Origin of the sequence: Pseudanabaena sp. Chao 1811 (assembly GCF_027942295.1) — a bacterium.
GTDB lineage: Bacteria > Cyanobacteriota > Cyanobacteriia > Pseudanabaenales > Pseudanabaenaceae > Pseudanabaena.
This window is the reverse complement of record NZ_CP101416.1, coordinates 277,668-300,445: the sequence shown is the minus strand read 5'-3', so window position 1 is coordinate 300,445 and position 22,778 is coordinate 277,668. Positions and strand designations below refer to the sequence as shown.

The window sequence follows — 22,778 nt, the reverse complement described above, 5'->3', positions numbered from 1 at the left end:
AGTGATGTCAGCTATCACCTCTTGTGATTGCGATCGCATTCCATCGTGATTTGCAAAATTACCCTGCTAAAGTCATCACTTAGGATGTTGTTGGAGCAATATATAAATCATCTAATACAAGGTAGCTCCGCCCAAAACATCTACATAAAACTCTATGCTCACTGGCATTTTGTCCGTATTTTGCGTGGATTATCCTTAATCTAAAAAACGACCGAAATAACTAACTGAGTAGCTAGGTATAATTAAAAAATAAAGCTAAAACCTTTAGCGCACAATGGGCGTGCCCTAAAGGTTTTAGGATTTTATATTTTATATTTAATTCCGCCCAGCTACTTGGATAACCTACTTGGATAACTAAGAGATCAACTATGAAACCTTTTATTAATTCCTGCTTGATAATTTCAGGACTAATCGGGGCGATCGCGACGTTTAGCTATGCAGAATCAGCCTTTGCCGATCCCAATCAAATCCGTCAAGTTTTGCAAACGCGATCCTGTGATGGCTGCGATCTGGTACGTGCGAAATTAAGTTTTGCGAACCTGAGAGGTGCAAGTTTACGCAATGCCAATCTATTTTCTGCGGATCTCAAACTTGTTGATTTGCGAGAAGCGAATCTTATTGGCGCAATTTTAGATCAAGCTGATCTAAGAGGTGCTGATCTCACAGGGGCAGATCTGACAGGAGCCTATATGTCAGAGACTAACTTTTGTGGCGCAATTATGCCTGACGGTCAAAAATCTAGCGAAGGTTGTCCTAAACCAGCAAAATAGCCAAGGATTGAAACAATCCTTGAAGTAGTTGTGTAGAATTGTATGCAAAGGATTGAGAAAGTTGGAAGAGTATCACCGAAAACTCAATTAAAGCGATAGGCTAGAAATTATTTGTTGATCTCATACCCTTATATTTATTCGTCTAAGCGGAGTTCCGCCCTATGATTGACGCTATTATCATCTTCACATTCATTCTTGCGGGAGCAGGCACTGGCTTCCATGGCATCGATTTCTTGCCATCGGATACGCTGGCTAATATCAATGTCCAAAATTTTCGTTGGGTAACTCTTGGAGTTGGCTCATTTGTTGGGCTAGTAGCAGGGTTAGTAGTCCAAAATACCTATCGCCGCATTGAGGCAAATGTGCGAGCTTTGCCGATTGAGACAATTTTGGGCAGAGCCGTTGGCTTAGTATTTGGTCTATTGGTTGCTAACTTGATGCTAGCGCCATTATTTTTGATTCCGATTTCCGATGACTTTACATTTATTAAGCCTCTCACCGCAATTTTGGTGAGCATTATCTTTGCCTATTCGGGAATGACGCTTTCTGATACCCATGGACGTGCTTTGTTGCGTTTGATTAATCCCAATAATGTAGAAAGTAGCTTGCTGGCTGATGGAACCCTGCGAACTGCCAGTGCCAAGGTTTTGGATACTAGCACCGTCATTGATGGACGTATTCAAACTTTAATGGAAACGGGATTTTTAGAGGGACAGTTATTAATTCCACATTTTGTGATCCAAGAATTACAGACGATCGCTGATAGCTCTAACGATCAAAAACGGGTAAGGGGCAGAAGGGGACTTGATATTCTCAATAATATGCGTGAGCAATATAGCGATCGCATCACGATTCACTCAGCAGATTATGAAGATTTGCATACTGTTGATGCTAAGTTAGTACGCCTCGCGCAAGAACTCAGTTGCACCTTGATTACCAATGACTATAACCTCAACAAAGTTGCCAATTTGCAACAGGTTGAAGTTTTAAACATTAATGATCTTGCCCAAGCTTTGCGCCCAACTTACCTGCCCGGAGATGCCCTAGAAATCAAGGTGCTGAAGGAAGGGAAAGAAGCATCGCAAGGTATCGGCTATCTTGAAGATGGCACAATGGTAGTAATTGAAGAAGGTCGTGAGTATCTCGGTAAACAAATCATTGTGATTGTCACTAGTGCTTTGCAAACCTCCGCAGGTCGGATGATCTTTGCCCGTCACGAAGCGATCGCCACTGTATAGCTTTCAATTCAGCCTTTCAATTCAGCTTTTAAGTAAAACAAACTTTTAAGTAGAAGCCTTTAAGTAAAAAGGGGACAGTAAAAAGGAAAACTAATCCCCAATAACCTATCTCGATAACCGATCCCAACTATCAACAACCAATTTACTCGCCTATGCAAGTTTCGCCTTCTCACTCACAGCGACAATTGGTATCGGGTAAAGTTGGCTGGGGCTGGCGACAGGCGACTTATCCAATCTCTGCTAATTTTGGTATTGCAGGAATTTTGATGCTGTTAGTGGCGATCTCCAAATTAGTGCGGACGAATGAGCCGAGCTTCTTAGCGATCGCAGGGTTACTTTTACTAGCGGGATTTTTAGTTGGGATCTATGCAGCTAAGTCAGTTGTTGAGGTATGTCGTCAAAATGCTGACTATGAATTTTCCCAATGTCAATGCCTTGTGATTACTAGTTATTGGTTAGTTTTGCTGGTAGCGAGTAGTAATTATTCTGTAACTGTTGGGCAATCTTTTGTGGCAATTTGGTGGGTTTTACCTGCGGCAATTTTTACGGGTATCTCCAGTGCCATGATGCTGCGATCTACAAAGTCAAAATTGGCAGTTGCCAATAATCTGCAAGCTTTAGAAGTCACCAATGCTGAATCGTTGAATGTTGTTACCTATTCAGATCAAACCGTTTTGATTAGTCCATCTTCATTAGCGCAGCAACCACGGCAATTTAATAGTTTGGTGTTAATTCTATTAGGTTTGTTCTTTTGGACAATGCTCGATTTCCCTAGCTGGGTTCGGGCGATCGCAGCCATAGTTTGTACAATGACAGGCTTGACGGGTTTTTTTACATGGTACGCACAATTGCGATCGACTGAAAAGATTTTGCATCTCAGCTTTAGCGGTCTGTGGGGTGTAGCGGCGGAATATGTGATTGATTTACGTCCCTTTTCCCGCCTATCGGTTGTGAAATTACAAGAAGCGAATGGTGAATTGAGCTGGATGCAGCTAACAGGTGGTAATAGTGAGATTACGCTGCCTTTAGCTATGACAATGTTAACTGGTCAAATCAAAGAAGAATCCAGTGAAAATGATCCTCTAGGACAAACCCTAAGGGAAGAATTTCATCTAGCAAAACAGGAAACTGAGAGCGATAGTTTAGGTCTAGCCCATGTGCTATTACCACAAGGAGCAGGCATCTTAGCAGGAACCGCTTTTACGATTATTGGTAGTTTGATTTTACTAATTTTTCCGATTACTACCCAACTGGTCGGTAGTGTGATTGCTTGGCTTGGTGTTTGCATCGTTAGCCCTGTGATCGCTAGATTTGTTTTGAAATTAGTTGCAACTAATAGTCTCCAAAGCGATCGCCCAAATTATCCCCACAATCAGTTGCAACCTTGGGAAATCGGCACAGCAATTTTACTGATTAGCGCTTTTCTGGCTACACAAACTATAAGCAAAACCTCCACTCTGGTCACATTAAATCAATCATTGCCTTTGCTAACTCTGATATGTGGCTGGCTAGGTATTGGCGTTGGGATTTGTATCTTCGCCTTTGTTCGTCGCACTCCTCTTTGGAATAACAATTACTAAACATAGAACCCTATATAGAAGCTTGTTTTACCCCCCTTTATCCCCCCTTACAAGGGGGGAAACTCAAATCCTCCCCAAAGGGGAGTTAGAGGGGGGAACTTCTCAAACATGAAGGAAATGATTTTTTATAGCGAGGCTTTGCCTCGCTATAAAAAATCTGGTTCTTAGAAATATTGTTGTTACTTTCTCCGTTGCTTAGGCGTACTCAACAAACCGCTAAAATTGATTTATGCAAATATATCTAGATCATGGTGCTACCAGCCCTGCGCGACCAGAAGTCATTGACCTCATGACAGAAGTAATGCGATCTCAATGGGGCAATCCTTCTAGCCTCCACTGGTGGGGTGAACGTTCAACTATGGTGATCGAACGCGCCCGCTTGCAAGTAGCAAGTTTACTGAACGCCGAGCCTGAAGGCATAATTTTTACGTCAGGTGGTACAGAGTCGAACAACATGGCTTTGATGGGGATTGCACGGCAATATCAAACACCACAGCACATGATCATCTCCTCAGTTGAACATTCGGCAATACGTTTACCTGCTCAGTATCTTGAGCAGCATGGTTGGGAAATTACACGATTACCAGTCGATTGCGAAGGCAAGGTATCTCCTCAGGATTTAGAGCGATCGCTACGTCCTAACACTGTAATGGTGTCAGTAATTACCGCCCAAAATGAAGTTGGCACAATTCAACCAATTGAGAAACTAGGACAAATTTGTCGTAATGCCAACGTCTTTTTCCATACCGATGCAGTCCAAGCAGTTGGGAAGATGCATCTCAATATGCAGACCTTACCAGTTGATTTGTTATCCCTCTCAGCGCATAAGTTTTATGGCACTCAGGGAATCGGAGCGCTATATATTCATCCCCTAATTATTAAAAAGCAATCACTAGTTCCCCTCAATTTAGGTGGTGGGCAGGAACGGGGTTATCGATCTGGTACGCAAGCAGTCGCGGCGATCGCAGGGCTTGGTCTTGCCGCCGAGCTAGCTGAAAAAGAATTAGTTAATGAAGCTCAACGGCTCAAAAAATTACGCGATCACCTCTATGCTCTACTCGATGATATTCCCGATCTCATTGCCACAGGCAGTAAAGAGAGATTACCCCATCATCTCAGCTTTTATCATCAATATCTCGATGGTCGTCGCCTTGTGCGCGAACTAAATTACGCAGGCATCGCGATTAGTTCTGGTTCGGCATGTAGTAGTGGAGCGATCGAGCCAAGTCAGATCCTATTAGAAATGGGCTATACCGAGTCAGCAGCAAGAAATAGTATTCGCATCACCCTCGGTAAATCTACGACTGAAGCTGATGTTGAGTGGACAGCATTAGCTATCCATCAAATTTTGAGTCGCTATTAACTTGAAATTTTGAAAGGGTTGCTTGCAACCCTTTCAAAATTTGGTAGTGCTAAATAGGTAAGGATGGGCGGCGCGAAGCGCCGCCCATCCTTACCACAATAAATCCTTTCCTTTTTAGGACTACCCAAAATTTTATGGCACAACTAAAACAGGACAGGGTGATAGATTGATCACTTTTTGACTGACGCTATTTTCATCAGGATGCTCTTCGGTCAAACTCGCTCCCCTTGAACCCATAACAATTAAATCAGCGTTAATTTCATCAGCAAAATCACAAATTACAAAAGCAGCTTTTCCCTCAGCTATCTTTGTTTGGATGGAAATGCCGACTTCTGCAAAATAAGTCTTTACTTCTTCAATCAAATCTTGGGATGAAGTGCGATCGCTATCATTGGCATCATGCTCAGTAACCGACAGTATATATAGTTGCGCGTGATATTTCTGGACTATATCGATCGCAACGGCTACAGCTTGGCGGGTTTCTTGACTTCTGTTTAAAGGAAATAAAACAGTTTTAAACATAATTCCTACCTAACACTGCAATTCGGACAACAAATTTGGAATTTGAGAAATTTTTATTCTCTTTATTTCATTTTAATAACTAAGAGGCTGCAAAGATTTAATTTTCTTAATTTTTAACATGTTGGCAACTTTGGATGTAAAACCAAGAAAATAAGAGTTGCCGCATCTCCTTCCTGGTTTTGGGACGTACCTAGCTTTACGAGATCCGCGAACACTTAGATAATGCTACTTATAGCGTATACCAATCTAGGAAAGTAGAGGGTTGTGTCACGGGGACACAACCCCCTGTACCTCGCTTGCTTGAAAGCGCTATTACCCAATCTCAGAATGTCGCCTTGTTAGACTTTCAAACCCTTGCTAGTGATCATGTCTCTTACTCTGCGAAGAGCAATATTACTACTGAAAGATCTCTTATTGAGTGAGGGTTGGTTTCTGGCTGGACAAAATGACTACATTTTGTCGAAATATTACCTGTGGTTGTGATAGGTATATCTACCACAACAAATTACAGATCTCTGTAGCAATCAAGTAAATGAGAGCAAAATTATGACTCAGCAATCAAACTTCAATACTTCAGATGAAGCTAAAGCTGCTAAACCTGACGCAGAAGTCATTACCCCTGAAAAGATTACTCTCTGGGGAGAAATCATTAAGGGTTGGCATTGGGTTGTATTTATCTGGAAAATGATGGGAAGCTTTGGCGGAATTCGCCAATTATTAAGTTCTATAAAGCAGACGGCAATCATGTTAATTAAACGTTTATTAATTCAGATGCAGTCTGACAAACGTTAATAAATATTTATCGAGTCATGATCACGATTTTCAAATTGTCGTAGACAATTTGAAAATCGTAAAACCTAGATTTGTCTTGGTTTACAGTTTTTTCATTATCTATATCAGCGTAAGAACTGCTACTAGAAAGTAGATAGGTGTACTTTGCGTTGCTATCTACTTTCTCGACTGCAAGCGACAGACTTTACTACATCAGTGCTAACATTGCGAGATATATAAAGAGAAAAAAGTCAAAACGGAAGAAGATTATAGATGGATGCCGTAACAAAAATTATCCCTTTTTATGGCAGGGAAATTAAATTAAGAATTGGCACGTTTGCACCTCAAGCTGGTGGCTCAGTATTAGTCCAGTGTGGGGAAACCGCAATTTTAGTGACAGCGACCAGAGGTCCTGCTCGTGAAGGTGTAGATTTTGTACCCCTCCTTGTAGATTACGAAGAGCGTTTATATGCTGCAGGACGTATTCCTGGTGGATTCCTGCGTCGTGAAGGTAGACCGCCTGAAAAAGCAACATTGATCTGTCGGTTGATCGATCGCCCCATGCGTCCTTTATTCCCCAATTGGTTGCGTGATGATATCCAGATCGTTGCTACAACCATGGCGATCGATGAAAAAGTCCCCCCCGATGTCTTAGCGGTAACTGGTGCGTCATTGGCGGCACTAATTGCAGGACTACCCTTTATGGGACCTATGGCAGGGGTAAGAGTGGGACTAGTCGGTGATGAATTTATTATCAATCCCACCTATGCTGAAGTTGAAGCAGGTGATCTGGATCTGGTTGTAGCTGGTACTGCCGAAGGGATCATCATGGTGGAAGCTGGGGCTAATCAATTGCCTGAAGCCGACATGATCGAGGCGATCGACTTTGGTTATGAAGCAGTGCAAGAGCTGATCAAGGCACAACTTGATTTGCTCCAAGAGCTAGGAATTGCCCCTCCCGACCTCACAGCCCCTGAAACTGATCCGACTCTAGAAAACTTTATTGCTGATACCGTCAAGGATAAAGTTGCTGAAGTAGTTGCTAGCTGTGAAAAGGATCGTAATGTCCGTGATGCTAACCTTGATGCGATCAAAGCTGAGCTGTTAGAAGCGATCGCTGCATTGCCCGATGAAGATCCAATCAAGCTTGCTGCGGACAAAAAAGTGGTGAGTGCCATCTATAAGGAACTCACCAAAAAGTTGATGCGTTTGCAGGTGATCGAGCAGAACGTGCGAATTGATGGACGTAAGCTCGATGAAGTGCGCCCCATCTGGACAGAAGTAAGCGTATTACCTCGTGTGCATGGCAGTGGCTTATTTAATCGTGGTTTGACACAGGTGTTATCGATCGCTACCCTTGGCACCCCCGGAGATGCTCAGGAAATGGACGATTTGCATCCTGATGCGAAAAAACGCTATATGCACCACTACAACTTCCCTCCTTACTCAGTGGGTGAAGCAAGACCAATGCGATCTCCCGGTCGTCGCGAAATTGGTCACGGAGCCTTAGCCGAACGCGCCCTGTTGCCTGTACTACCATCAAAGTCTGAATTCCCATACATTCTGCGTGTAGTTTCTGAAGTCTTATCCTCCAACGGATCAACCTCAATGGGTTCCGTCTGTGGGTCAACCCTTGCCTTGATGGATGCAGGTGTTCCTATCTCTAAACCCGTTAGTGGTGTGGCGATGGGCTTAATCAAAGAAGGTGAAGAAGTTCGTATCTTGACTGACATTCAAGGTATCGAAGATTTTCTAGGTGACATGGACTTCAAAGTAGCTGGTACAGATACTGGTATCACTGCTCTGCAAATGGACATGAAGATTACTAGCATCTCCATGAGTACCGTGCGTGAGGCGATCACTCAAGCAAAAACTGGTCGCGCTCATATCATGTCAAAAATGCTGGAAATTCTGCCTGCACCAAGACCTCAACTTTCTCCCTATGCACCACGCTTGCTGACCATTCGCATCGATCCTGAACAAATCGGCATGATCATTGGACCTGGAGGTAAAAATATCAAGGGTATCACCGAAGAAACGGGAGCCAAGATTGATATCGAAGATGATGGCACGGTCATGATCTCCTCGATGAGTGGTGAAGGTGCGCTCAAGGCGAAACGCATTATCGAAAATATGACTCGTCGCGTCGGTTCAGGTGATGTCTATCTGGGCAAAGTCACAAGGATCATTCCCATTGGCGCATTTGTTGAGTTTCTCCCTGGAAAGGAAGGAATGGTGCATATCTCGCAACTTGCCGAAGGACGGGTTGGCAAAGTCGAAGATGAAGTTGCCGTTGGTGATGAAGTCCTGATTAAAATCCGCGAAGTTGATAGTCGTGGACGCTTTAATCTCACTCGTCTGGGTATTCATCCCGATGAGGCAGCCGCTGCTCGTGCAGCCGCCGCAACTAACGCATAATTCCGATAGCATTTTAGGTGCAAAAAGCATAAAGAAAGGGAGGCTTTACCTCCCTTTCTTTATGCTTGGGCAACAACTACACGATTACGCCCAGTTCTTTTGGCTTCATATAAAGCATGATCCGCAGCCGTAATTAAGCTTTCTAAAGAATTCCCATGCTGACGAATTACGGCTATTCCTAAACTAATGGTGATTTGAATATTGGATTGGGTGGGGTTAGCTTCTATGTAGGAGCGTAATCGCTCGGCAATTTCCTGCGCTTTATAGAGTGTCGTATCAGGTAACAAAATCAAAAACTCTTCCCCTCCCCAACGACTAGCCGAATCAATATGCCGCATTTTTGTTTGTAGAATCTGGGCAAGGTGCATGAGAACTGTATCACCGCCATCATGTCCATAAACATCATTAACGCGCTTAAAAAAATCAACATCGATCAAGATAATGGCAAAAGGGCGATCGCTACGATAGAAATGATTGATTTCTTTCTCAAGTTTCTGCATCATTGCCCTGCGATTGAGCAGATGAGTTAGTACGTCAGTATTAGCTGCCTGATGTAAATCGTAATAGAGCCTCTGGCATACCATCATGATAAAACCAGCCGTCATCAAAAAAGTGAAGATAAAAATGATGAGTAATGAGGCGGAATTAATCTCGGTATGTGCATATAGATTTTCAGGTGGATTCTGAATCAGGATGATAATTCTGGCTATTAATGACAGTATTAAACCAGCCATAATGCTCACCATAAATCTAGCTGAGCCAACAAAACTTGTATGGGAATGCGATCGCAAATAGTAAATAGATAGGGCAAAGATTGCGATCTGAAAAACTGATTGGGTAATAGTTTTGAATAGAAAAATATCTTGGAAAATTACAAAATATGATTGAATTCCGATAAATAGAAGATTGAATAGGAGAAAGTAATGGAACTTAATTTTTTGACCAGTAAATTGAGCTATAGCGATACATGTAATACAACTACCCATTAAGAGGAATAGCCCAGCAGTAATTAATGTGGCAGATACTGGAAAAACTTTGCTGAAAGTGATGAAATAGCTCGATATTGTAAAAATTTTGCCGATTGTATAGGTTTTAATGCCTCGATATTGATTTACCAAAAAGCATAAAAAGACGAGCATTGATACTTGCAACATCGCATCAAGGCTAGTCATGAAGATCATGGTCTGAATGTCAAGATTTACCAAACTTGTAAACATTGCATCAAAAAATGAATTTGGCTGAGAGTATGGCTTGCCATCAAGGTGAGGCGGATACGTGGTGTGGGAACAGTGGGCGGACGGATGGCAGGGGCAAAGATTCCATTATCCCGTAAGTGTTTAGCCATTTTCAGGGTTTGTGGGATATCGCCAACTTCGATCGCCATAATTGGGGAATCTAAGGCGATCGCTTGTATACCCAAATCCTGTAAACCCTGTTTCACAGTCTCCACATTTTGCCAAAGCTGCTGACGGCGAATAGTTTCTGTTATGACGATATTAATTGCCGCGATCGCTGCACCCGTATCCGCAGGCGAGAGTCCCGTTGTATAGATCCAAGTTGCGGCTCGATTGCGGAGATAGTCGATTAATTTTGCTGAGCCTGCGACATAGCCCCCCAAACTTCCTAAAGCTTTACTGAGGGTTCCCACTTGGATTAAGTTCTGCTGAATTCCTAACGCATTTGTCAAGCCGCCACCGCGATCGCCAAATACTCCCGTACCATGCGCCTCATCAACTAAGACCATACAGTCATATTGGTTAGCTAAGTCCATAATTTCTCGTAATGGTGCAAGGTCGCCATCCATACTGAATACGCTGTCGGTAGTAATCAAACAACGCCGATATTTAGCTCGATGATCCTGCAATTTAGCAGTGAGGTCAGCTAAATTTAGATGTTGATAATCGATCGCGGTTGCTCCACTGAGTACCCCTCCTTTTTTTAAACAGGAGTGATTATATTCATCACCTAAAATCAAATCCCTCTGTCCTACAATTGCCGAAATTGTCCCCAAATTTGCTAAATAACCAGAGCTAAAGACTAAAGCTGCTTCTGTATTTTTCAGATCGGCGATCGCTGTTTCTAATTCTTCATGTAGGGCAAGATGCCCCGTTACCAAGCGTGATCCCGTTGCGCCAGTGCCGTAGATTTCCGTTGCGCTAATGGCAGCCTCAATCAAACGGCGATCGCCTGCTAGTCCTAGATAGTTATTGCTGGCAAACATCAGCATTTCGCGCCCATCAATGGTGGCGATTGTTCCTGCCTTGCTGGTGATAGTCTGCGTAGAACGATACCAATTAGCTTTGTGAATGGAGTCTAAGGAGCGATCGAGCCAGTCATAGGGAGTAGATATAGGTTCAGTCTTCACACTTCTTTACAAATCAGTTTAAAATCTTTATAGGATAAATAGGTGTATGTGCCGTTTATCCTATCGCTATTATCCATCTAGGTTTAAAAAATGACTGTTGCATATCCTCGTAAATTTCGCGGTCAACTCAGCGCCGAAGATATCCTTGATAATGTTGTGCGTCAGCGTGAAATCCACATGAAGACGCTAAATCGCTATCGCTTTAGCGAACAACGTAGCTGCAAAGACTTGACTGGACTAATTGAATTCCTCGATGGCAAGCCTCGTGATTTAATTCAAGACCTTTCTCATCACGTATCTGATGAAGCCCGTCATGCTGCATGGTTGACTGATTTACTCTACGATCTAGGTGAGGAGATCGGTACACCCGATGGAACTTTGTATATTGATGAATTTTCGCGTTTGAGCAAATATCCAATTTCCGATCCCGAAGACTTCGTGATCGATGCCTTGGCTGGAATCAATGTTGCGGAAAAGCGTGGTTGTGAATATTTTGCCGCGCATATTCGTTCTCTAAAGAAGGCGGAACAGACTCCCGAAAATGTCAAAATCCGTGAAACCATTGAGAAAATCCTGCCTGAAGAGGCAGCCCATGTGCGTTGGGGCAATCGCAAGCTTGCTGAGATTAGCAAAAAGAGTGAGGCTCACCACGCTAAAGTCGAGGCGGCTAAACGCAAATATGTAGCGATCGAGCAAGCTGCCTTTGAATCAGAAATGGATGTTCTCGCTGGTGCAGAAGTTCGTCGTCTTGAGAATTTGTTAAAAATTGCAGATACCCTTCCTCTATGGGAACGCCCTCAATATCTGCTCGATCAACTACCTGAGACATTGTTCTCTGCTGAATTGCAAAAGACTAGAATCGATCTCTTTAAGAAAGCATGGGAAAAAGATCCTTCTGCTTTTGTTGAGAAGTTCATTCCTATGTTCTTTAATAGCAATCTTAAAGATGCTGCTAATAAGGCTAAAACCTATTAATCTCCAAATACGATAACGCCATTTGCTATAGAGCAGTTTCTTGATATGAGAGACAGTGCTTTGTGCTGTCTCTCACTTATATGCACTAATTCTTTGTAGTCGATTACGAATACGGTTAGCCAGATCGATACCTGAGATCGGCTTACATAAATAGTCGTCAGCACCGACACTAAAAGCTAGGTTTTGCGTATGCCGATCGCTTACAGCGCTTAAAAACAAAACTGGTAAACGTTGCCATTGAGGGTAGCTACGGAGAGCCTGACAAATTTCTATTCCATCAAAGGGGGGGATGTTCACATCTAAGACTAAAACATCTGGTAATACGGCTTCTAAAACTGACCAAAACTCCTGTGGATCGTCTAGGGTCGTAACTTTAAATTCCCAAGGTGCAAGTAGCTCTGGTAGCGATCGCAAATAGTCAATATCATCATCAACAACCATTAATTTAATTGCGGCTTGAGGTTGCTTGATGGTGAATGAGAGCGATGAGTTAGCGACGATTGGGGTTAACGGGAAATCTACGCCAGATAAGTCAGGTAAATTAGAAATCTGTGATGTTTTTGCTGATTCTAAATCTGGACTCTTATCTGGTGCTTTGAGGTAATAGCCTCGCCCATGCACGGTAGCAACAAAATCTGAGGGAGCGCCTGCTTGGACTAACTTGTGACGCAAGCGACGAATATGTGATCGCACGGTTGCCTCAGAAGGAAAATCATCGGAAGACCAAAGGCGATCGAGAATTTCGTCAGCACTGAGTAAGTGTTGGCTATCGCGTAGCAAAAGTTCTAATAATTCATATTCTTTATTGGTTAGTGTTAGCGGCTGACTATTATAGGAAACTTCGCAGGTACTAGGATTGAGTAGTAAATCTCCCCAAACTAACAAAGGGAACGAACTGGCATTGCTCCTTCTCAATAAAGCGCGAACTCTTGCAATTAATTCTGACATATCAAAGGGTTTGACTACACAATCATCTGCGCCTGCATCTAGTCCATTTATCTTGACTTTACTACTATTTTCGGTGATGAGCAGAATGGGCATCATATAGCCTTCTACTCGAAAGCGATGGCAGAGATTAATTCCATTTAAACTTTGTGATGTAATATCGAAGATAAACAGGTCATATTCAAAGGTTGAACCATAGCTCCAAGCTGTTTCACTATCTTTGACTACATCAACGATGTAATGATGTGCGGTGAGATGTTTAGTTAAATTAGCGATTAAGATTTCATCTTCTTCTATGAGTAATATCTTCATATACAGCCTTGAGGCTTTAAGTAGTACAAAGAAATTTTTGAAAATGTGTCGGAGCCACACTTTCAAAAATTTCTTTGGAGTTTAATTTAGCGCAAAGCGCTGCAATCTACTGAGGTGTTAATAAGATAATTTGTTGCTGCTGGAGCGATCGTACATCTTCTAAAGTAGCCTCAACGGACTCTAGTATCTGTGCGACAGTTTGACCTTTATTTTGATTGTCATCAGTTGCTAACAGGAACTTCCAAGCAGAATCGCTGATTTTAACAAGCTGATAGTTGTAATCAAAGAAATGTAAACTATCGCGCCAGCCATAAATACAGGGGCTTGGTTCAGGAATGGCCCTGAGTAATTCCGCATCAACTTGCCAAGTCTTCTTCTCAAGTGGTGGACGGGCTAAGAAGAACTCATAATGGGAAATTGTGTGCGGATCGAGAACTTCGATGAGGCGATAGCGTTGGCGCTCGGTGAGATGTTGCGATCGCTCAATTAAGTCAGGGGCTTTGCCGATCAAGCGATTTAAATCCCATACTTGTGGATTGGAGAAGCCGAGAAATTCTAAACCTGAAGCATCAATTAATTCAAAGAGCGTATTCACATTGTAATTAAGCTCTTGGGGATGCACATACATATCCGCAAAACAGGCATCCTGCTGATTTTCTGCTGCCCATCGTTCAGTTTCACGACGACGGAGTGCATTAGTTTCAGGTAGGTTTGCAAATATTTCTCTACCGATTTTCACGCCATCGACATAATCGCCACGCTTATCACCTTGCAATAAAGTGATCGCTTCCTGCATCAAGCGAATTTCCCAACGACCTAGTTCGCCATACACAAAAATATGCAGCAATCCTCCGGGGGCAAGCTTATTTGCTAATGCTTGTATGCCACGGATGGGATCGGCGGTATGGTGGAGAACACCTACGGAATTGATTAGATCGAATTCTCCTTCCAATTGGTCTGCATCAAATAGACTGAGGTGATGGAATTCTGCTCTGGTTGCGCCTGACCTTTTACAGCGTTCTTTGGCAACAGCGAGGGTTCCTTCACTGAGATCAATACCGACAACATGGGCTTCGGGATTGAGATGGACAAGATATTCGGTGCTTACGCCTGAGCCACAGCCCGCATCGAGAACGCGAATATCATTTTTAGTAGGTTTTTGTCCAGTACAGAAGTTATAGGCAGCTTGCCAGTTCCAGCGCCAGTTATATCCGGGAGGTGGCTCATCTAGGAGGGGTTCTGGTGGGAAGGGGTAGGTGTTGTAGAGTTTGGCAACGGCTTCGCTGACTTTGGGATCGGACATGGGTAATTTTAAAATTATTTTGGTATTTTAGGAATATAAACCACAAAGGCACGGAGACACAAAGGGATTATGAGAGAGGCGATTTCGGAGGGGGTGAATCAGGTAGCTAAGGAGATTGTGGATTCAGCTTTTCGGGTGCATTCTACGTTAGGAGCTGGGTTGTTGGAAAGTGTTTATGAAATTTGTTTGGAACATGAGCTAAGGAAAAGGGGGATAAGGGTGGAGCGACAAGTACCGATTCCTGTAATTTATGACGGCATAAGGCTTGAAGCTGGATTTCGTCTAGATCTCTTAGTGAATAACTGCGTCATCGTCGAACTCAAAGCCGTAGAATATGTCTTGCCAGTACATACTGCCCAACTCATGACCTACCTCAAACTCACCAAACACCGCCTCGGACTCCTAATCAACTTCAATGTCCCCCTCATCAAAGACGGCATCAAACGCATCGCCCTCTAAACCTTAGTGTCTTAGTGCCTCTGTGGTTCCCTCCCCCCAACAAAAATAAAATTTAAGGAAATTCAAAATGGCTCCCGTTCGTCTATGTGGTGTTACCAAAAAATTTGCAGAAAACACCGTTCTTCGAGAAATTGATCTAGAAGTAGCCGATCGCGAATTTCTGGTCTTGGTAGGTCCCTCAGGATGCGGCAAAAGTACATTATTGCGGTTAATAGCTGGCTTAGAGGAAGTAACCGACGGCTCCATATATCTGGGCGATCGCCAAATTAATCACCTACCACCCAAAGTCCGCGATATTGCGATGGTATTTCAAAGCTATGCGCTTTATCCCCACATGACCGTCTATAACAATATTGCCTTTGGTTTAAGACGGCAGCGATCGCGCAATTTGTACCCCCTCGCTTGGCTATCGCCCAGCAGCAAAAAACAAAAATCCGAAATCGATCAGAGAGTACAACAGGTTGCGGAATCTCTACAAATTTCCCATTTACTAAGCCGCAAACCCAAGGAACTATCGGGCGGACAAAAACAACGGGTTGCCCTCGGGCGAGCGATCGCCCGCAATCCTCAGGTCTTTTTGATGGATGAGCCGCTATCAAATCTCGATGCTCAGTTACGCAGTGATACGCGATCGCAAATTGTGCAGTTACAAAAGCAATTACAAGTAACAACGATCTATGTGACCCATGACCAAGTGGAAGCAATGACGATGGGCGATCGTATTGTGGTGTTAAACAAAGGTGACATTCAGCAAGTGGATACGCCTTTAAATATCTATCGCCAACCTGCCAATGTTTTTGTGGCTGGCTTTATGGGTTCACCACCGATGAATTTTCTGCCAGTACAGGTCGATAGTAATGGCAGCCTACATGGTGAGAGTTTGCATCAGCCTATTTTCATTAATGAATTATCAATTAATCAAATTGGGCGCGATCGTGCTTTTACCCTCGGCTTCCGTCCCGAAGATTTACAACCCACAACTGCTGAAAATGCCCATTTAGAAGGCACTGTCGAACTAGTCGAAGCGCTAGGCTCGGAAACCATTGTGTTATTAAAACTCGCTAATAGTGAAATCAGAGCAAGGGTTTCCGCCGATACTAGTTTGGAATATCATTGGCAAATTGGCGATCGCAGTTTTTGGCGATTTGAACTGCATAAGCTCTATGCCTTTGATGCTGATTCAGGTGTTACTTTGCATCATCCCTATAGCAAGGTGTAGCGATCTCTTGACTGGGCGATCACAAAATACGTCAGTTTACATTTGTTGCTTAACCAAAACCATTACCCGATTCACCGCATCTTGTAAGAAAGCCTTGAGAAACTCATCACGGCGATTTAATTGGAACTGACGCTGTACCACTTCCGCAATACCACCATCCCCCCAATCGCGATCGCGACTAAAATATTCGATAAAGCTCTTGCCAGCAATACGGGTGAGATAAGCTGCCGTTACTGATTGAATTGTTGCTTTGAGAACTAAGCCTACTAAGGTTACCGAAATAGCAGTAGTCACGATCTGCACTACACCTTTGACAATGCCGAGACTGACTAAAGTACGAGTGAGGGAATTCGCTAATTCCTTACCGCGATCGATATTGATCTCACAACCGTAAACTCTGCCAATTTCCACAACCATTTGGGCATTGATCGCCGCAGTAGCCAAGAGATCGACTACGGGCAAAGGTGTCGCAAAGACCACACCGACTACTAACCATTGGAACTTCTCAACCACCTTTTCCGCTTCCGCTTGTTGCTGTTGAGAGAGAACTTCGCGAGTCTCTTCCGTTAGCCTTTGCGATCGCAATAACACATTATCCGCCACCAGTTCATCGCCTTCATAGCTGAGAATATCGAGAATCCGCGCTAGCAATGGCTGGATTTTGGGCTTAGGGGTGACGACTTCGCCATTGTCGAGGGTAATTGGACTTGGGCTAGCGGCGATCGCTACCACATCTTCAGGTGCGATAAAACTCAAAACCCGCGATCGCAAACTGGTGTGAATCATTTCGCGATCGCTTTTGGTAAGGCGATCGATTTTATTGAAAGCGAGAATCGTGCGCTTACCAATTTCCGTAAGCGCTTTTAGGACTTCAAATTCTGAACGCCGCAAATCATCGTCAACTACAAATACGATCAAATCTGCCTCAGTCGCAATTTTTCGCGATTCCTGTTCACGATCGCTACCCAAGGCACTTGCCTCTAAAATTCCGGGGCAATCGGTAAATTGAATCGGTACTTCCAGATTTTGAAACTGCACGGGAGCATAGACTTTGCCTAATTGCGTAGTTCCCATCGTTGCGCCGACTTCCCCTTTACTGGCAATATCTTGCAGTGACAAATCTAGCAAGCCATTAACGAGGGAAGTTTTACCTGCGGAGCCGACACCGAATACGACAACGCGCAATTCTTGACGAATGAAGTTCTGTTTTAACTGTTCGGTCTGCTCAGCTAGTGATCGCCGCATCACCTCATCTTGGATCTGCTCAACTTGGCGCTCTAGGGCTTCGAGACTGTCTTGAGCCGCCTCAATTTTGTCGGTGGGCGCGTCAGGAATGGGGCGTGGTGGCGTTGGTTCCGATTGGAAGAGATTGATATAGCGCCAAGTTACAAAAAATAAGCCTGCTAATACACCCATCACCAACAGCACCACAAAGCCGCCCAAAATTGGCGATGATTTGGCGACGAGTTGATAGATTTGGATAATGCGATCGAGTAAGGGAACAACAAAGGAAATTACTAGACCAAAACAGCCTAAAACAATTAGCGATCGCAACCAAGGGAACTTTCTTCTCATAGCTTCTAGGGCTTAGGGCTGATTCTTGACAATGGATTTTGGTGTACGACGCTTACCCCACCATCTTGACACCAGTTTCTCAGATTCCGTCCAGAGGACTAGGAGCATACTAAATCCAAAGCATAAGCCCAATTCTGACGCTGTGAGCGCATCAGTGCCGAAGAATTGCCGTAATGTTGGCACATAGAGCAATGACAGTTGCAGAATTGTGGTGAATATGACGGACACTAACAGATAGGGATTGGAAATAGGATTTAATTCAATCAGTAATTTGGAATCAGAACGACAGGAAAGGGCATGACCCATTTGCGCGATACAGAGCGTCGTAAAGGTAATCGTCTTCCAATGCTCATGCCATGAGAGATTGCCAGAGTTATAGGCGATTTCCATTAAGGCGATCGTCTGCAATCCAAAAACCACACCAATTCGCAGAATATACCAACCTAAACCCCTTGCAAAAATATTCTCTTGAGGATTAAAGGGAGGTCGCTCCATCACATCGGCTTCAGCGGGTTCCACGGCAAGGGCAAGGGCTGGCACACCATCGGTAACGAGATTCATCCATAATATTTGTAGTGGAGTCAAAGGCACTGCGCCAAAGCCTAGAAATGGCGTAGAAGCGATCGCAATCACTTCACCGACATTACTACCGAGAATATATTTAATGAAGCGGCGAATATTGGCGTAAACTGTTCGCCCCTCCTCCGTTGCTGCCACAATCGTCGCATAGTTATCATCGAGCAGAATCATATCGCTCGCTTCCTTAGATACATCCGTTCCCGTAATTCCCATCGCAATGCCAATATTCGCCTGTTTCAATGCAGGAGCATCATTTACCCCATCCCCTGTCATTGCCACGATTTCGCCTCCGCGTTGCAATGCTTGGACAATGCGTAATTTATGCTCAGGTGAGACTCTGGCATAGACAGCAGTTTGTCGCGCAATTTCCGTTAACTCATCATCATCCATTAATTCAATTTCTTGCCCCGTCAATACCTTATCGTTTTCAGGAGAGAAGATATTCAAATCACGGGCGATCGCTTGAGCCGTCAGTTGATGATCGCCTGTAATCATGATCGTGTGAATCCCTGCATGGCGGCTCACCTGCACCGCAACTGCTGCTTCTGACCGTAGTGCGTCACGGATGCCCACTAGTCCCAGCCATACCAGTTTGTTTTCAATATGATTAAGTTCTGATTCCGTTGGCAGATGATCTAAAGGCAAATAGGCAAAACCTAAGACGCGCATTCCCTTCGTGGCAAGGAGTGTATTTTGGATATTGATCGCTGATCTTTGGGAAATTGTAATGGAGCTAATTTGCTTTTCGAGTTGAATGCGATCGCATCGCTCTAGAATCAATTCAGGAGACCCTTTACAAAATAAGAAATAGGGAGCATCGGGCAATAAACTAGCGATCGTTCGCATCGATTCGGGCGCATCTTCAGCATCCATACTCTGAATCGCCGCGATCGCACTCATTAACTTGCGCTCAGAGGTAAAAGGAATTTCCGCAACCCTTGTAAAATAGCTCGTAAATTGGGCTTGCCAAAGATTGCTTTTACCTGCCAGAGTCAATAAGGCTCCTTCCGTCGGATCACCGATGATTTTCCATTGAGAAGTGTTAACGGGCAAGGGGCTTAAGCCCTTTGTTCCTTGATTGTTAGAACCAGTTTTCTGCAAATAGGCATCATTACAAATCGCACTTGCAGCTAGCAGAAGTTGTATTTCAGGACATTGATAAACATTCAAATCACTGGCGAGCATATCTCCTGCTAAACGGGAAATCGCAAATTCGCCAATGGGTTCATAACCTGTGCCATTAATTTGTGCTGCATAATTCGCGGTAAAGAGGCTTTCGGCAACCATTTTATTTTGGGTGAGAGTTCCCGTTTTATCGGAACAAATGGTTGTAACGGAACCGAGGGTTTCCACCGCAGGTAATTTGCGAATGAGCGCATTGCGCTTCACCATTCTCTGCGTTCCTAGGGCAAGCGTCACGGTAATTACCGCAGGCAAACCTTCGGGAACTGCGGCTACTGCCATACTGAGGGAAGTATTGAGTAACTTCACAAAGTCCCCATTTCTCCATAGTCCCACCACAATTACCAGAGCTACTAGCACTAAGGAGGCGATTACCAGCGCCTTCGATAGTTCCGTCATTCGCTTCTGTAATGGAGTTTCTTCCAATTCCACATCTTGCAGCAGATTGGCAATCTTTCCTAATTCCGTCTGCATCCCCGTAGCCGTAACTACCATCATCCCCCGCCCCTGCAACACCTCAGTTCCCTGAAAGACCATATTGCGCCGATCGCCTAAGGACTCATCCTCTCCAAATACTTGATCGGCAATCTTTGTAACTCCCTGCGATTCGCCTGTGAGCGCCCCTTCCCGCACCTTTAGCTTTGCCGCCTCCAGTAAGCGCCCATCCGCCGCAATCTGCATCCCCGCATCCACAAATACAATGTCGCCAACCACCAATTCTGCCGACAGAATTTCCGCAACTTTGCCTTCGCGCAATACCCGCACATTGGGAGCCGCCATCCGTTTCAAAGCTGCCAATGCTTGCTCGGCGCGACTTTCCTGTACATAGCCTAAAATCCCATTGAGAATGACGATCGCAGCGATCGCTACGGCATCTTTTGGGAAACTACCCACCCGCAAGTCCAATACTGCTGACACCACGGCTACGCCCATCAGCATCAACAGCATGATATTCGTAAACTGATCGACAAAAATACTCAGCTTGGTACGTCCTGCTTTGCCAGTCAATTCATTACGCCCGTAGACCGCACGGCGATCGCTAATTTGCCAAGACTCTAGCCCTAGCTCTGGATTAACATCCAAAGACGCGATCGCTTCTTCAGCAGTCAGTGCGTGCCAAACTTGGTTGGTTGGTATATTTGTTGCCATTTGGGTTGTCAACGCTCTTAGTTCTGAAGTCTCTGTTTAAGCCTATCAGAGTCTATGCTATCTCGAAGCTAAGATGTATTGCGACTGATGAGCGCGATCGCAGTCCCCAAGAGATTTTTTGAAAAGCTTGCTTCGCAAGCTTTTCAAAAAATCTCTTGGATTGGGTTTGAACGCAAAGCGTTATAAAGTTTGCCATACAGCAATTCTCGATCAACCAAACCAAGAAATATTTTGAAAACGTTGCGAAGCAACGTTTTCAAAATATTTCTGGTTTGGTTTTGAGTGCAAAACCCTTGTAATATCAAGAACGCTTACCTGCCGTAAATCCATACCACTCCCCGACAATGGGATAATATTCATAAACATCAGAGCCAAAGTGGTAGTTCCCATCGGGGTTAGGCTGATAGGCAAATCCATAAAAGTCAGAGATATCAATAAAGCGAAAGTTCCCAGTACTAAAATAGATACCACCACGGCGATCACGATCGCATTCTATGACGCGATACAAGCCTAACTGTTGTTTAACTGGTTTGCTATTACAGATAGAGTTGAGCTTATCTGCGTTAGCAATAACTTCCTCAAATGCGGGGCGTGATATCGAAAAAGCAATGGTTTGGGGCAGATTTGTTTTCAATAAAACTACAGTTAGACCTAAAGTTATCACGGCAGTAATTACTAAAGTTTGAGTTGCAGGGAAAAATTTGATTTTCTTCAAGATTTGCATCCCAACTACAGTGATCACGACAAATGTAATTGCAATCGGGATTCCATAAATATAGACAATCACAATCAGAAAAAAGCGTAGGTCAGCAAGCTCGCCCGGAAAGCAACTAATCCACAGTATTCCCAGACAAATTAGTTGCAAAAGCAACAACAGTATAAATAAGAAGCGATTAGCCATTATTTCGTTATTATTCTTTCAGTACAAGCTTTTATTTTAAAGATGTTAGCGAATAGACTTACCTTCAATCGAAAATACTTCCTTTTAACAATTCTTCTCTTTGTAATAGAAGTCTGTATTGCAATTTGGGTTGACGATCGCTTGATTCGTCCTTTGGTTGGAGACGTTCTGGTTGTCATTCTCATCTATTGTTTTATTAGATCTTTTTGGCAAGCCCCAGTCAAAGCCGTAGCGCTATCAGTTTTTATCTTTGCTTGTGCGATCGAAGGCTTGCAGTATCTAAATCTTATTGACAAGCTAGGATTGCGTCAGTACAGGCTCTTAGTAATTGTTTTAGGCTCCACCTTTGATTGGGCGGATATTATTGCCTATGCTCTTGGCACAGCAATCATTCTTATTACAGAAAATAGAATTAATCATAAGTGAATCGAGAGTGAATCGAGTGCTGCCTACCCTGTGGCGGCACTCAATTCTCTATCTAATTTTCTCTAGTTCCCTTAGCCGACTTGCTGCTAAACGATCGCGACATTGCTTTGCCCTCTGAGGTGTCTCCGTAAACTGTAAAGCCTCAAATCGACATTGCAGAGATTGATAACGTAGCCATTGAATCTGCCCAGCCGAATTTTTGAGATTATCTTGATTGAGAACTTTGGCAAGACGCTGAGATGTTTCATCGGGAGAAAGTTGCGAATTACTTTTGCCTAGCAAATCAGCAATGCGATCATTCGTTACCCTAGCTAGACAACTGTGGTAAAGCAATGGATAAATGGAACCTGTACGGAATGGTTTGCTCAAATCTAGGCAGTGTTTCTCGCGATAGGAATTCCAATTTGTTTCGATCGCTTTCAGTTGGATCTGCTTGGCTGAAGTTAGTTGCGTCTTGATATCTTCATAAACTAGCGATCGCAAAAAATCAGCGGTTTTTGCCCAGCGCACAGCACAGAAATTAAGCGCAATCTGGGTTTGCTCATGGCAAGCGGGTGGTGCAACGCCATAGTTTTGAGATTGAGCAATGGTTTGCGAGCCAGCAGGCGCGATCGCCATACAAGACAGTCCCAAGGCGACTGGAAGAGACTTGAAAATCTTTTGCATGATTACCTCGACATCGATTCTTCATGCTACGTCAAAAAATAATGCGATCGCAATTTAAGG

General features: G+C 43.9%; 19 protein-coding genes. 10 read left to right on the top strand and 9 right to left on the bottom strand.

Going from position 1 to position 22,778, the window contains the following annotated elements:
• Positions 1 to 368 precede the first annotated feature (368 nt).
• From NMG48_RS01330 to NMG48_RS01315, 4 genes are all read left to right on the top strand, one after another.
• Entirely contained in the window at positions 369 to 770 is a 402-nt protein-coding gene (locus tag NMG48_RS01330; RefSeq protein ID WP_271253673.1) for a pentapeptide repeat-containing protein, read from the top strand.
• A 161-nt stretch (positions 771 to 931) separates the two neighbouring features.
• Positions 932 to 2,008: a PIN/TRAM domain-containing protein gene (locus NMG48_RS01325; protein WP_271253672.1), complete on the top strand. Its 1,077-nt coding sequence runs from the start codon at positions 932 to 934 to the stop codon at positions 2,006 to 2,008.
• A 152-nt stretch (positions 2,009 to 2,160) separates the two neighbouring features.
• Positions 2,161 to 3,588: a hypothetical protein gene (locus NMG48_RS01320; RefSeq protein ID WP_271253671.1), complete on the top strand. Its 1,428-nt coding sequence runs from the start codon at positions 2,161 to 2,163 to the stop codon at positions 3,586 to 3,588.
• Positions 3,589 to 3,817: 229 nt separating this feature from the next.
• Positions 3,818 to 4,951, top strand: a complete 1,134-nt coding sequence (locus NMG48_RS01315) for a cysteine desulfurase family protein (protein WP_271253670.1) — start codon at positions 3,818 to 3,820, stop codon at positions 4,949 to 4,951.
• Between the two features lie 132 nt (positions 4,952 to 5,083).
• Here the strand turns inward: NMG48_RS01315 and NMG48_RS01310 are convergent, their stop codons facing one another.
• Positions 5,084 to 5,473 carry a universal stress protein gene (locus NMG48_RS01310; RefSeq protein ID WP_271253669.1) on the bottom strand — a complete coding sequence of 130 codons (390 nt, stop codon included), beginning with the start codon at positions 5,471 to 5,473 and terminating at the stop codon, positions 5,084 to 5,086.
• 546 nt (positions 5,474 to 6,019) lie between these two features.
• Between NMG48_RS01310 and NMG48_RS01305 the strand changes: the two genes are divergently transcribed.
• Together NMG48_RS01305 and pnp are read left to right on the top strand one after the other, a co-directional pair.
• Positions 6,020 to 6,265 carry a hypothetical protein gene (locus tag NMG48_RS01305; protein ID WP_271253668.1) on the top strand — a complete coding sequence of 82 codons (246 nt, stop codon included), beginning with the start codon at positions 6,020 to 6,022 and terminating at the stop codon, positions 6,263 to 6,265.
• A 252-nt stretch (positions 6,266 to 6,517) separates the two neighbouring features.
• Positions 6,518 to 8,662 carry a polyribonucleotide nucleotidyltransferase gene (gene pnp / locus NMG48_RS01300; RefSeq protein ID WP_271253667.1) on the top strand — a complete coding sequence of 715 codons (2,145 nt, stop codon included), beginning with the start codon at positions 6,518 to 6,520 and terminating at the stop codon, positions 8,660 to 8,662.
• 59 nt (positions 8,663 to 8,721) lie between these two features.
• On the opposite strand, the gene NMG48_RS01295 is transcribed toward pnp, so the two are convergent.
• Both NMG48_RS01295 and bioF read right to left on the bottom strand, forming a co-directional pair.
• A complete protein-coding gene (locus tag NMG48_RS01295; protein ID WP_271253666.1) occupies positions 8,722 to 9,879 on the bottom strand; it encodes a GGDEF domain-containing protein in 1,158 nt (385 codons plus the stop codon).
• Entirely contained in the window at positions 9,861 to 11,027 is a 1,167-nt protein-coding gene (gene bioF / locus NMG48_RS01290; RefSeq protein WP_271253665.1) for an 8-amino-7-oxononanoate synthase, read from the bottom strand. The genes NMG48_RS01295 and bioF overlap by 19 nt, the downstream gene beginning before the upstream one ends.
• 90 nt (positions 11,028 to 11,117) lie before the next feature.
• Between bioF and NMG48_RS01285 the strand changes: the two genes are divergently transcribed.
• Entirely contained in the window at positions 11,118 to 12,002 is an 885-nt protein-coding gene (locus NMG48_RS01285) for a DUF455 domain-containing protein (protein ID WP_271253664.1), read from the top strand.
• Between the two features lie 72 nt (positions 12,003 to 12,074).
• Here NMG48_RS01285 and NMG48_RS01280 read toward each other — a convergent pair whose 3' ends face one another.
• Entirely contained in the window at positions 12,075 to 13,259 is a 1,185-nt protein-coding gene (locus NMG48_RS01280) for a response regulator transcription factor (protein WP_271253663.1), read from the bottom strand.
• Between the two features lie 106 nt (positions 13,260 to 13,365).
• Complete coding sequence (locus NMG48_RS01275; protein WP_271253662.1) at positions 13,366 to 14,562, bottom strand: class I SAM-dependent methyltransferase; 1,197 nt, start codon at positions 14,560 to 14,562, stop codon at positions 13,366 to 13,368.
• Between the two features lie 69 nt (positions 14,563 to 14,631).
• On the opposite strand from NMG48_RS01275, the gene NMG48_RS01270 reads away from it, so the two are divergent.
• Entirely contained in the window at positions 14,632 to 15,021 is a 390-nt protein-coding gene (locus NMG48_RS01270) for a GxxExxY protein (protein WP_271253661.1), read from the top strand.
• 67 nt (positions 15,022 to 15,088) lie between these two features.
• On the top strand, positions 15,089 to 16,240 hold the full coding sequence (locus NMG48_RS01265) for an ABC transporter ATP-binding protein (RefSeq protein WP_271253660.1): 1,152 nt from the start codon (positions 15,089 to 15,091) through the stop codon (positions 16,238 to 16,240).
• Between the two features lie 36 nt (positions 16,241 to 16,276).
• Here NMG48_RS01265 and NMG48_RS01260 read toward each other — a convergent pair whose 3' ends face one another.
• The 3 genes from NMG48_RS01260 to NMG48_RS01250 form a co-directional block, all read right to left on the bottom strand.
• Positions 16,277 to 17,815 (bottom strand): YcjF family protein, encoded by a 1,539-nt coding sequence (locus NMG48_RS01260; RefSeq protein ID WP_271253659.1) that lies wholly within the window; start codon positions 17,813 to 17,815, stop codon positions 16,277 to 16,279.
• 12 nt (positions 17,816 to 17,827) lie between these two features.
• Positions 17,828 to 20,725, bottom strand: a complete 2,898-nt coding sequence (locus tag NMG48_RS01255) for a cation-translocating P-type ATPase (RefSeq protein ID WP_271253658.1) — start codon at positions 20,723 to 20,725, stop codon at positions 17,828 to 17,830.
• Positions 20,726 to 21,026: 301 nt separating this feature from the next.
• The gene (locus NMG48_RS01250) at positions 21,027 to 21,626 is read right to left on the bottom strand and encodes a hypothetical protein (protein ID WP_271253657.1); all 600 of its coding nucleotides are present in this window, start codon (positions 21,624 to 21,626) and stop codon (positions 21,027 to 21,029) included.
• A gap of 42 nt (positions 21,627 to 21,668) precedes the next feature.
• On the opposite strand from NMG48_RS01250, the gene NMG48_RS01245 reads away from it, so the two are divergent.
• On the top strand, positions 21,669 to 22,052 hold the full coding sequence (locus tag NMG48_RS01245; protein WP_271253656.1) for a ribosomal maturation YjgA family protein: 384 nt from the start codon (positions 21,669 to 21,671) through the stop codon (positions 22,050 to 22,052).
• A 48-nt stretch (positions 22,053 to 22,100) separates the two neighbouring features.
• Here NMG48_RS01245 and NMG48_RS01240 read toward each other — a convergent pair whose 3' ends face one another.
• The gene (locus NMG48_RS01240) at positions 22,101 to 22,718 is read right to left on the bottom strand and encodes a lysozyme inhibitor LprI family protein (protein WP_271253655.1); all 618 of its coding nucleotides are present in this window, start codon (positions 22,716 to 22,718) and stop codon (positions 22,101 to 22,103) included.
• Between the last annotated feature and the right edge of the window lie 60 nt (positions 22,719 to 22,778).

Bases quoted from the DNA above. Each gene is read 5' to 3' on its own strand.
- NMG48_RS01330 (WP_271253673.1), top strand. From the start codon at position 369: ATGAAACCTTTTATTAATTCCTGCTTGATAATTTCAGGACTAATCGGG.
- NMG48_RS01325 (WP_271253672.1), top strand. From the start codon at position 932: ATGATTGACGCTATTATCATCTTCACATTCATTCTTGCGGGAGCAGGC.
- NMG48_RS01320 (WP_271253671.1), top strand. From the start codon at position 2,161: ATGCAAGTTTCGCCTTCTCACTCACAGCGACAATTGGTATCGGGTAAA.
- NMG48_RS01315 (WP_271253670.1), top strand. From the start codon at position 3,818: ATGCAAATATATCTAGATCATGGTGCTACCAGCCCTGCGCGACCAGAA.
- NMG48_RS01310 (WP_271253669.1), bottom strand. From the start codon at position 5,473: ATGTTTAAAACTGTTTTATTTCCTTTAAACAGAAGTCAAGAAACCCGC.
- NMG48_RS01305 (WP_271253668.1), top strand. From the start codon at position 6,020: ATGACTCAGCAATCAAACTTCAATACTTCAGATGAAGCTAAAGCTGCT.
- pnp (WP_271253667.1), top strand. From the start codon at position 6,518: ATGGATGCCGTAACAAAAATTATCCCTTTTTATGGCAGGGAAATTAAA.
- NMG48_RS01295 (WP_271253666.1), bottom strand. From the start codon at position 9,879: ATGTTTACAAGTTTGGTAAATCTTGACATTCAGACCATGATCTTCATG.
- NMG48_RS01285 (WP_271253664.1), top strand. From the start codon at position 11,118: ATGACTGTTGCATATCCTCGTAAATTTCGCGGTCAACTCAGCGCCGAA.
- NMG48_RS01280 (WP_271253663.1), bottom strand. From the start codon at position 13,259: ATGAAGATATTACTCATAGAAGAAGATGAAATCTTAATCGCTAATTTA.
- NMG48_RS01275 (WP_271253662.1), bottom strand. From the start codon at position 14,562: ATGTCCGATCCCAAAGTCAGCGAAGCCGTTGCCAAACTCTACAACACC.
- NMG48_RS01270 (WP_271253661.1), top strand. From the start codon at position 14,632: ATGAGAGAGGCGATTTCGGAGGGGGTGAATCAGGTAGCTAAGGAGATT.
- NMG48_RS01265 (WP_271253660.1), top strand. From the start codon at position 15,089: ATGGCTCCCGTTCGTCTATGTGGTGTTACCAAAAAATTTGCAGAAAAC.
- NMG48_RS01260 (WP_271253659.1), bottom strand. From the start codon at position 17,815: ATGAGAAGAAAGTTCCCTTGGTTGCGATCGCTAATTGTTTTAGGCTGT.
- NMG48_RS01255 (WP_271253658.1), bottom strand. From the start codon at position 20,725: ATGGCAACAAATATACCAACCAACCAAGTTTGGCACGCACTGACTGCT.
- NMG48_RS01250 (WP_271253657.1), bottom strand. From the start codon at position 21,626: ATGGCTAATCGCTTCTTATTTATACTGTTGTTGCTTTTGCAACTAATT.
- NMG48_RS01245 (WP_271253656.1), top strand. From the start codon at position 21,669: ATGTTAGCGAATAGACTTACCTTCAATCGAAAATACTTCCTTTTAACA.
- NMG48_RS01240 (WP_271253655.1), bottom strand. From the start codon at position 22,718: ATGCAAAAGATTTTCAAGTCTCTTCCAGTCGCCTTGGGACTGTCTTGT.